At 38.3% G+C, this 10,194-nt stretch carries 8 protein-coding genes; all 8 read right to left on the bottom strand.

The window, feature by feature from the left end; genetic code table 11:
* Window positions 1–136 precede the first annotated feature (136 nt).
* The 8 genes from F7734_RS58845 to F7734_RS58810 all read right to left on the bottom strand — a co-directional run bounded on the left by F7734_RS58845 (window position 137) and on the right by F7734_RS58810 (window position 10,050).
* Window positions 137–1,966 carry a glycosyltransferase gene (locus F7734_RS58845; RefSeq protein ID WP_155753439.1) on the bottom strand — a complete coding sequence of 610 codons (1,830 nt, stop codon included), beginning with the start codon at window positions 1,964–1,966 and terminating at the stop codon, window positions 137–139.
* 50 nt (window positions 1,967–2,016) lie between these two features.
* Complete coding sequence (locus F7734_RS58840) at window positions 2,017–2,958, bottom strand: glycosyltransferase (protein WP_155753438.1); 942 nt, start codon at window positions 2,956–2,958, stop codon at window positions 2,017–2,019.
* Window positions 2,959–3,090: 132 nt separating this feature from the next.
* Window positions 3,091–3,966 (bottom strand): glycosyltransferase family 2 protein, encoded by an 876-nt coding sequence (locus tag F7734_RS58835; protein WP_155753441.1) that lies wholly within the window; start codon window positions 3,964–3,966, stop codon window positions 3,091–3,093.
* Window positions 3,967–4,100: 134 nt separating this feature from the next.
* Window positions 4,101–5,402, bottom strand: coding sequence for an ABC transporter ATP-binding protein (locus F7734_RS58830; protein WP_155753436.1), 1,302 nt, complete (start codon window positions 5,400–5,402; stop codon window positions 4,101–4,103).
* A 28-nt stretch (window positions 5,403–5,430) separates the two neighbouring features.
* Window positions 5,431–6,276, bottom strand: coding sequence for an ABC transporter permease (locus F7734_RS58825; RefSeq protein ID WP_155753434.1), 846 nt, complete (start codon window positions 6,274–6,276; stop codon window positions 5,431–5,433).
* Between the two features lie 227 nt (window positions 6,277–6,503).
* Window positions 6,504–7,466 carry a glycosyltransferase family A protein gene (locus F7734_RS58820; RefSeq protein WP_155753432.1) on the bottom strand — a complete coding sequence of 321 codons (963 nt, stop codon included), beginning with the start codon at window positions 7,464–7,466 and terminating at the stop codon, window positions 6,504–6,506.
* A gap of 157 nt (window positions 7,467–7,623) precedes the next feature.
* Window positions 7,624–9,006: a glycosyltransferase family 4 protein gene (locus F7734_RS58815; protein ID WP_155753430.1), complete on the bottom strand. Its 1,383-nt coding sequence runs from the start codon at window positions 9,004–9,006 to the stop codon at window positions 7,624–7,626.
* Between the two features lie 42 nt (window positions 9,007–9,048).
* Complete coding sequence (locus F7734_RS58810; protein WP_155753428.1) at window positions 9,049–10,050, bottom strand: glycosyltransferase family A protein; 1,002 nt, start codon at window positions 10,048–10,050, stop codon at window positions 9,049–9,051.
* Window positions 10,051–10,194: the final 144 nt, after the last annotated feature.

The following is a 10,194-nucleotide window of genomic DNA, read 5'->3' as shown; positions in this document are numbered from 1 at the left end:
GATGATCGATATACAGCCTACCTAATCCCAAAATCCCAAATCCCAAATCTAAAATCCAAAATCCAAAATCCAAAATCAAAAATCCAAAATCCTAAATCTAAAATCCAAAATCCAAAATCCAAAATCCAAAATCGTATTACTTTTGTGGTTCCAGGTAGTGCTGCCAAAATTGCATAGTAGTGAAATCTTTAAAGGCTTTTTTCCACTCTGCATTGACACTCGACCATTTGAAAGAGTTCTTAATAACAGAAGCCATCCAGTTTAACAAAATATTCAGCCCTGTTTTTTGCTCCAGTTCGTACTGATAGGAATTGGGATTTTCGTCTATAACGTAAAGAATTCTTTTCTTAGCTAACCCTTTACATATAGAGTCTCTTTCTTGTTTTTTAATACCAAATCGAATGATTGCGCTCTCATCTGCAATCATAAATTGTGGTAGTAAATGACCATTCAGTGTTAACAAACCAAGCAATTTTTTAATTTTTCCAACTTTTGTAATTTTATAACCTTCACGACTTGAAACAGAATTACTGACTACAGTTTGATTTTTATAACTTTTGCTAGATGCAAAAATTTTGGAATGCAAGACCTCAGGATCGTTACTTCTAATGAAATTTGGTCCTTGCATATAATCTTCAAACCCTTTGACTACCATTAAAGCAGAATTGTAGTCAAAAATAAATAAATAATAGAGTATACACTGAGTAAATATTTGAATAGTTTTCAAATATTCCATTGAACTGTGAATAGAGTTAGCTATTAAGTGGTTGCGAATGTAGTAGTAGAAATCCCAAATAGGTCTTTTAGCATAAAAGGGTTCGTGCCATACAGCTATAGAGGGAAAAGCGACTATTGCATTATCAAAATGTTCGTTAATTCTTAAACCAAACTCCATGTCATCTATTTTGATAAACAAAGGCAGTGGTAATCCTATTTGTTCAACAATGGTTTTGGAAAAAGCAAAAAACCAAAATCCACCATAATCTATACAATCTTCTAACAAAAGTGAATTGAGTAATGTGTTATTCTGCAAATCAATTTTGTGCTTTAGAGGGTATCCCGTAAATTTATCTTCCTGAACGGTTCCTTCTTCGTCGATGGATTTGTTATATATTGCTCCTGCTTCATACAAAACGTGTTTTTTGTATAAATCCAGCATACTACCAGCTATGGCGAATTCTTGCTTGGCATACTCGTACAAAGCAAAAAGCCTGTAAATAGCCTCGCTGTCTAACTCTATATCATCATCCATAAACAAGAAGTGTGTATAAATCCCTTCTTGCATTGCCTCAATCAGCCCTTTCGTAAAACCACCACTTCCACCAACATTTCGATTAGAGATTAGCTTAACTCTACAATCTTCAAATTCACGTTCGCTTAGAGTTTTTCCATTATCTACTACAAAAACTTTAAAGTTTTTATCCTTTAAAAAGCTGTCTTGCAGAATAGTATTAACTGTCTTTTTTACATAGACTTCTTTTTTGAAAGTACAAGTGATGATAGCCAACGACACATCCCGGTGCTTTTCTTGTTCGGTAGCAACTAACCCTTCAGCAAACAAACCTTTTTCACTAAGACAAGTTATTTCTAGATAAATACGACCAGATTCCTGGTTGTGTTTGAGTTCTGGCAATAATATTTTTACGCTATCTGATAGTTGACATTGCTCAAGTTTCTTATTTAAGATAAGTTCTTTAGCATTTCTCTCAGTTTCTCGATAAACAGAAACTTCAAAATTGCCTTCCAGCTTGAGTAGATAATAGAGCGAACTAAGATTTGTATATTTCGTATAGAATTTTTCGTAAATTGAGTTGAAGTAAGTGTTGAAAGATAGGGTACTTTCTTTATGTAAAGTAATGGAACTGTCGCTTGTATGAAAATCTATGGGTATACCTTTATGAAAATTGAAGTAGAGATTAGATGTTTCAACAGTTTGCGGAAACTGAACTCGGCTGATAACTTGCATGGTATTCCTTCCTTTTATAAGTGTGGTGATTGGAGACTGAGAATTGAAAGCTATTTAGAAAAATTGATATGAAAGCGATATAAAATGTGATACTTGAAAATACCTGGTAACTTTTCCCATAAAACAGGTAAAAAATTAGGGTTTAGTACAGCCTTAATTAACGCAGTTAAAAATGCTCCCTCTTTCAATGCCTGTCTAACTTGATAAAAAGCTCTAGTTTGCTTCATAGTTCTCAGGCGTTTTGATAGAGTACGTTTGAGTTGAGCGTTTTCTTGCGTAAACTCTTGCTGTAAAAGATACAAATTTGTTTTGCAAGCTTGCTCATAAAAATCAACATACTCCTTCATTAAAGAACGAATACGCATTTGATAGAAATAATATGGTTCTGGTACAATAAAAAAACGTCCTCCATTTAATAAACATAGTAAAAAGAGGACAAAATCTTCTTCGTATTTTAAAGATTCATTAAATTGCAGATTGTGCTTAACTAAGAAGTTAAGCTTGATGAGTGGTTTTGTAATACTAAGATATCGATCTACAAAGTAAACCATATCGATTTGTTTGGGCTGATTTAAGTTTAGTGCATTTTTTTCAAAAACTGTTATGCTCCAAGGAGACTCTTCCCCTTCTGGAATTAAATATATATCATCAGCAATGAGATCGGCGTTTTCTTTTTCAGCCAATTGCAAAAGCCTTTCTAATCTTTTTGGTGCGTACCAATCATCTGAGTCAAGTAAAGCAACCCATTCACCTTTTGCCTCTTTTATTGCTCGATTCCGTGAGTAGCTTGGTCCTTGATTCGACTCATTCACTAAAAGTTTAATGCGAGGATCGGAAAAGCTATTAACAACTTCTACTGTATTGTCAGTGGAAGCATCATCTACTACGATTATTTCAATATTCTGCTCGGTTTGAGATAAAGCAGATTCTATTGCTCTTTTAATGTACCTGCTAGTGTTGTAAGCAGGAATAATGATAGATACTTTTGTCATTTGTCATTTGTTAGTGGTTAGTGGTTAGTTGTTAGTTGTTGGTTGTTAGTGGTTAGTGGTATCGGGTTTGGACGGATTTACACTTATTGACTGGAGAAGGCTAACAAAAGTTTCCAAATTTTTTCATTTTACTCAATCTGTGAATTTATAACTAATTTTTTTTAACTTATTACTTAAGGTAGGTATTATATTTTTAGGTTGCATGATATACTGTTTTAAATAATATTTAAATCTCCATCGCAAATGTCTGTTATAAAAAATACTAATTTCATAATAAATTGCTACTTGCCAACGCTGTATCAAAGGAAGGTCTTTTCGGTAATCTCTAAGAACTTTGTCTAAAATTTGATATCCTTTTTGTGGTGTTTGCCAAAGGCTGTAAGTCTTTGTACCTTCACACCTCATCCAGTTTCCCCAAGTTTCATCTACATATCTAACGGTTGCTACTTGCACAGCCCTAAGTAAAAAATCTAAATCCATCGCATAATGATCATCCACTTTATACAAACCTATTTGTTCGTGCAAACAGGTATGATAAAAGTAGGAAGATGGATTAGTTGGGAAATTGTTTACATCTAATCCCTTAAGGACATTAAATAAGCTAAATTGGGATGGTTTGGATATAAAGGTCAAATTATCTTGTGATTCCCACACGTTACAATTTCCCACTAATAATGTTGGTACAGGTAATTCTTTAAAGAGTTCTGAGACACGATTCAATACATTTGGTTCATAATAATCATCCACATTTAAGAATGTTACAATTTCTCCTTTTGCCATTGCAATTCCTTTATTCATGGCATCCGATTGTCCCCAGTCTGTTTCAGAAATCCATCGAATGTGTTTATATTTCTGGGCATATTGTTTAATAATTTCTACGGTTTCATCTATCGAACCACCATCTACAATAATGTGTTCAATCTCTGGGCAATTTTGGTTTATAACAACCTTAATACAGTTTTCAATGAATTTTTGCCCGTTATACACTGGAGTAATGACGCTGATCATATTGTTAAAGTCGCTCACAAAACATCAATGAACACTCAACACTTGTTCGCGTTCTACTTAAGTAAGTCGGCCCTAATAATCGTCATTGGTTTGTAGTTGCGATGCATATGCTGTTCGCTACTACAAGTGTCTCTTCAGTCTATTCTTACTGTATGACTCATTTGTAAAACCTCAAAATCGCACAACACCACACCATCACCTTGCGGTCTCATACCAAGACTGTCAAATTTCAAATTAATTACCTCCAGTTCAAACGCAGCTTCAATATAATCAAAAATATGATTGACTAAAGGGTCTGCTAACCATAAAGCAACTGTATAATTTCCCGGCTTAAGATATAGTTTTTCAATTCTGACTGTAACTAGGTTTTCTCCTTTTTTGAGGTTGATAATTTCTCCAAGTTCCAGAGAATCGGCATTAACTAATTTGTTGCCAAATTGGTCGCAAAGTGTAATACCAAGACTTCCAACATTTCTGGTTGAGTCTGATTCAATAGCTACTACAAATTCCAGTGGTCCATTTGAATAGGATTGAAACTCTACCACTGCGTTCAAGCTGCTGTATTGAACCTTGACAAACCTAGCTTCTTTCGAGCCAATTCGGCTCGATTTTGATACATCAATCCATTGTTTGGGTTGAGCTTTGAAAGAATTACTAGACAGATAGCGTATAACAATACTATCGGTATCACTTTGAGCCAGCAATCGTCCGCGTTCTAGCATGATACATTGCGAGCATAAGCGTTGGATTGCGTCCATATTATGACTGACAAATAAAACAGTTCGCCCTTGATCTTCTGAAACTTCTTGCATTTTGCCAAGACACTTCTTCTGAAACTGAGCATCTCCTACTGCTAGCACTTCATCCACAATCAAAATCTCTGGATCTAAATGAGCAGCGACGGCAAATGCCAAGCGCACGTACATTCCTGAAGAGTAACGTTTAACTGGGGTATCTAAAAATTTTTCAATTTCTGCAAACTCAACAATCTCGTCAAATTTGCGTTGAATTTCTACCTTGCTCATCCCCAGAATGGCACCATTGAGAAAAATATTTTCCCTTCCCGTCAGTTCTGGATGGAAACCAGTTCCGACTTCCAATAAACTAGCAACTCTTCCTTTAATTTGAATTCGTCCTTTTGTTGGTTCGGTAATTCTGCTGAGAATCTTTAGCAGTGTTGATTTTCCAGCCCCATTTCGACCGACAATGCCAACCCTTTCTCCCTGCTTAATTTCAAATGACACATCGTTGAGCGCCCAAAACTCTTGCTTTTGAGATGCTTCTCTTTTAGCACGGGGATTAACAACATTGGCAAGAGATTTTGCCATATTTGTCATTGCCCCGCGAAAGGTTTTGTAAGTATAAACTCCTTGTTCCTGCTGTCCGAGAATGTACTTCTTACTTAAGTTTTCTACCCGAATGACACTATCTGACATCTACGATAAACTCCTACTTAAACCAAGCTTAAATTACATCAGCAAAAGTACGTTCCATCTTGCGGAAGTACCAAATACCACTTAAGAGAAGCAGAACTACAATAACCAGAGACAGCACAAATCCAGGTAGATATATCTGCGATTCACCGCCCAAAATTGCCCAGCGAAAACCATCAATGACTCCTACCATAGGGTTAAGTGAATACAGCAGTTGCCACTGTTCGGGAACATTCTTGCTGCTATAACCTACCGGGGAAATGTACAAGCCAAGCTGCACGATAAACGGCACGACATAGCGGAAATCCCGATACTCCACAGTCAGAGAAGCCAGCCACAATCCTGCACCCATTGATGCTGCAAAGGCTATCAGAATAAATAGCGGTAGTGTTAAAATTCGCCAATCAGGTACAAAGTTGTACCACGCCATCAGTGCTAGCAAAATTATCCCAGAAATCATAAAGTCTACAAAGCTAACAATGACAGCACTTGTTGGCACAATCAGACGCGGAAAGTAGACTTTAGACAGCAGGTTGGCATTAACAATTAGACTGTTACTACATTCAGTTAATGCACTAGAAAAAAACTGCCAGGGTAACATAGCGGCGTACACCAGAATTGGATAAGGTGCATTACCTTCAGTCGGTAGCTTTGCCAAACCTTGAAACACAAAAGTGAACACCAACATGGTTAAGAACGGGCGAATTAACGCCCATGCCATACCAATGACAGTTTGCTTGTAGCGCACCAAAATATCACGCCATGCCAGAAAATAGAAGAGTTCTCTGTATCTCCATAGGTCTTTCCAGTACTGGCTTTCAGTCCGACCTGCTTCAATAATGAGTTCTTCTCTGTTTGCTAACTTACCTGTGTTCATTAACTTACCTATTTTTTTGTTTTTAGAGATTAGACACAGTGCAATTTTGGAAAAATAAGTCAAACTGAAATATCTAAAGAAAACCAAAGGTTTCTATTCTTTTATGTACTTCTTTTTTTCATAAAAACATATCGACTGTTGGGAAGATTTTGTCATTTGTCAATAGTCATTTGTCAATAGTCTGTTCCCCTTGTCTCTCTTGTCTCCCTTGTCTCTAGTCCCAGCCCCTAGCCTCTAGCCTCTAGTCCTAAGAAACGCAGGTGCAGGGAATGGGTGAAGTTTCTCACTCCATCGTAACCTTGCGAGCCAAATAAACGTATCATTGCGATCGCTAAACTCAATCGCAGGTATTTTTCCGAAAACCGCACTTGTGAATGGTGTAATACAGCTTGCTTTTGGAAGTGACTCGCTTTTTTGTAGTCTCCATCATCTACAGATAGCCACGCTAAACCAAGAAAAATGCTGGCATAACACCGATTTCTCAAATACAGTAAATCTAAAGGGACAGATTGAAATGTTTTTTCGATGACTTGACGCAGATCCTGAACCATTTTTTGACGGTTTCTAGAGAAACTGTTGGGAAGTTGTCGGTAGCGGAGGAGAGGTTCTTTAACCACAGCAATGGGATAATGAAAAGCAATGCGAACCCACATATCTAAATCGGGTGCATATGCTAAAGTGCGATCGAACAATCCCACAGTATCAAAACAAGAACGACGCACCATGGGACAACTTCCACTAGAAATCATGTCATTCTCAAGAATCTTATTCCAAGCCTTACCTTCAACATCGGAAGCATAGATTCTTCCTATGGGATTGTTATCTTTATCAACTAAAAGTGTCCAAGTGTACACCATCCCGACTTCTGGATTTTCATCCAAGCAACGGACTTGCTTTTCTAACTTAGTCGGTTCCCACAAATCATCAGCGTCTAAAAAAGCTATATATTCCCCTTGAGCGTTGTTAATTCCCGTGTTTCGTGCTACAGATACCCGTTGGTTCTCTTGGGTAATCAATCTCACTCGCGGATCTGTGACTTGAGAAGCCCACTCAACCACGTTATCTGTACTACCATCATTCACAATCAACACTTCAAAGTCAGAGAACGTTTGCTTCAGAACACTGTCCACAGTTTCTGGCAGATAAGCCATAGCATTGTAGGCAGGAATAACAACAGTAACTTTTGTCATATTTTTACCCCCTTGAAAATTTGGATTTTAGATTTTAGATTTTGGATTGGTTATTCATACTTCTCCCTTGCCTTGAAAATTTTGGATTTTAGATTTTAAGATTTGGTTGGTTATTCATACTTCTCCCCTACCCCCTACTCCTACCCCTACCCCCTAATCAGAAACTCACGCAATTGCTTGCCAATATTTCAGGCGCAAAGTATTCTCTACTTCGACGACGCGCACGCTTTCCTAACTCGCGCCCCCAAGCTTCATCATCTAAAATTTTCCCAAGCGTTTCAGTCAGGGCTTTTATGTCCTCTCGTGGGACGACAAACCCACCAGAAACCTCGCCTCCCTCAAGGATGTCCGGTACACCTGGTGCATCAGCCGCAACAACTGGTAAACCACAAGCCATCGCTTCGAGTGGTGCTATGGGAAAACCCTCTTGTCTGGATGAAAGGGTATAAACGTCAGCCGCCGATAGGTAAAGTCGAAGTATGTCGCGAGAATTGACAAATTCATCTCGCCACATAACACCCCGCAACTGCATATTTGCAATACACTCGCGGAGTTTGTCTGAATCTGGTCCCGTGCCTACCAAAAGGAGTCGCAGATCTCGATCTGGACGATCGCAACAAATTTTCTGCCAAGCTGATGTCAGAACATCTAAGCCCTTGCGATAAAAATCTATCCGACCGTGGCATACCACCACACGGGCATCAAGTGGAATTCCAAGTGCAGCCCGTGCCTCTTCTCGATTCAAACCATACCATGTCATGGTATCCATTGGATCGAAAATCCTAGCTATCTTCGATGAAGGGGCTTTGTAGCGATCGCGCACTCGCTCAATTTCTTTTTGTGTCGAGATAATTACGCCCGTACAACCTTGGAATGCCAGTTGTCGCAAAGGATACTCTAAAAAACTATGAGTTTTATCACCTCCTTGGAAAGTCGCAAATACTGGCAAACGCATCAACTGCCCTAAAAGTACGCAAGCATCAAAGCGGGCGTACTCATACTCCTGACATAAGATTGCCTTACAGTCTTCACCCCTTATCTCTCGTGCAAGTAACGCTAAAGGAGTAGACAAGTAAGTCCCCAGACTCTGGGCAAGATTCTTAAATTTTGTCAGCAGGGAGCGACGAGTGACATTTGAGTCTTGAATGTCTTTAAACGCCTGTCCCTCAGCAGCACCGTAAAAGTTGAGTGCTTTCCGTCGAACCGCACGATAAGCAAGATAGCTTTTAGGAGCTGGTAATACACAAATTGTAGCACCACTAGGCACGTGGGTAAAGCGCGAAACTTCAGTAAAACGAGCGGAAATGCAGAACAATACCGTCCTAACACCTACTCTTTTCAAAGCTTTAATGTAGCCGAACATCCAGCTACCGACAAATTCATTACAATAAGTATCAAAAGAAATATCAATATGATCTAAAAAATCATCAATCAAATCCATACAATGCAATAATGCGATCGCAGGTTCTGCTTGATTCTTTGCATCTAGTGGTTGCTGTTGAATAACATCACGATTCTCTAGGCTTTGATTGGCTAACATTTTCTTAGGGAGTAGGGAGTAGGGGGTAGGGAATAGGGATATTTATACAGAATGAGTAGATTTCTCAAACATTTTGAAACTACGAGTAGCAGTCAAATTTGAAATTTTCCGACGCACAGCATAAGCAAGTTCTAGTAACTTGCTATAGCCATTATTCCCAAACAATTGCAATGCTCTTGCTGCCAAATTCAAGCGGAAGTACTCGCGAGAGTAACGTAACTGAGGATAGTATACAAGAGCTGAGCGACTAAATTGAAGCGCCCGCTTGTAATCTTTATCGTAACTTTGTAAAGCTTTCCAACCCAAACAGAGGTAAGCATGACCGTAACTGCGGTTTTTCAAATATAGTAACTCTTGAGGTACAGAACGGAATGTTTTCTCTATTACAAACTCAAAGGATTGTTGGAGCACTGCCAAATTTTTAGACAAACTCGTAGGAATTTGTCGATAATAATAAAGAGGTTCTTTGATAACGGCAAAGGAGTAATGAGAGGAGATACGAATCCACAAATCCCAGTCTTCAGCAAAATGTAAATTAGGCTCGAATCCACCTACCTTTTCCAAACAGCAGCGACGAACCATCACTGAAGAGCAAGCTATTTTATTCGACTCAACGAGTTCCTTCCAAACTTCTCCTTCTGCAAAAGAAGCCATAACTCTTCCTGTAGGTTTTCCTTTGGCATCGACTAAAGCCATACTCGTATGTACCAAACCAATCTCTGGATTTTCATCCAAACAACGGGCTTGTTTTTCTAGTTTGGTTTGCTGCCATAAATCATCAGCATCCAAAAATGCTATATATTCTCCTTGTGATAAGGCAATACCCGTGTTACGAGCAACAGATACGCCTTGGTTCTTTTGAGAAATTAATTTCACTCGCGGATCTGCGATCTCAGAAGCCCATTGAATGATATTGTCAGTACTACCATCATTAATGATTAACACTTCAAAGTTGGTAAAAGTTTGCTGCAACACACTCTCCAAAGTTTCTGGGAGATATTGCATCGAATTGTATGCTGGAATTACAACAGAAACTTTTGGCATACATTTTGTTAGTTGTTAGTTGTTGGTTGTTGGTTGTTAGTTGTTAGTTGTTAGTTGTTAGTTGTTTGTTGTTAGTTGTTAGTTGTTAGTTGTTAGTTGTTGGTTGTTAGTTGTTAGTTGTTAGTTGTTAGTTGTTAATCGTTA

This window comes from Scytonema sp. UIC 10036 (genome assembly GCF_009725235.1).
The sequence above is the reverse complement of the archived record's forward strand: the minus strand, read 5'-3'. Positions and strand labels throughout refer to the sequence as shown.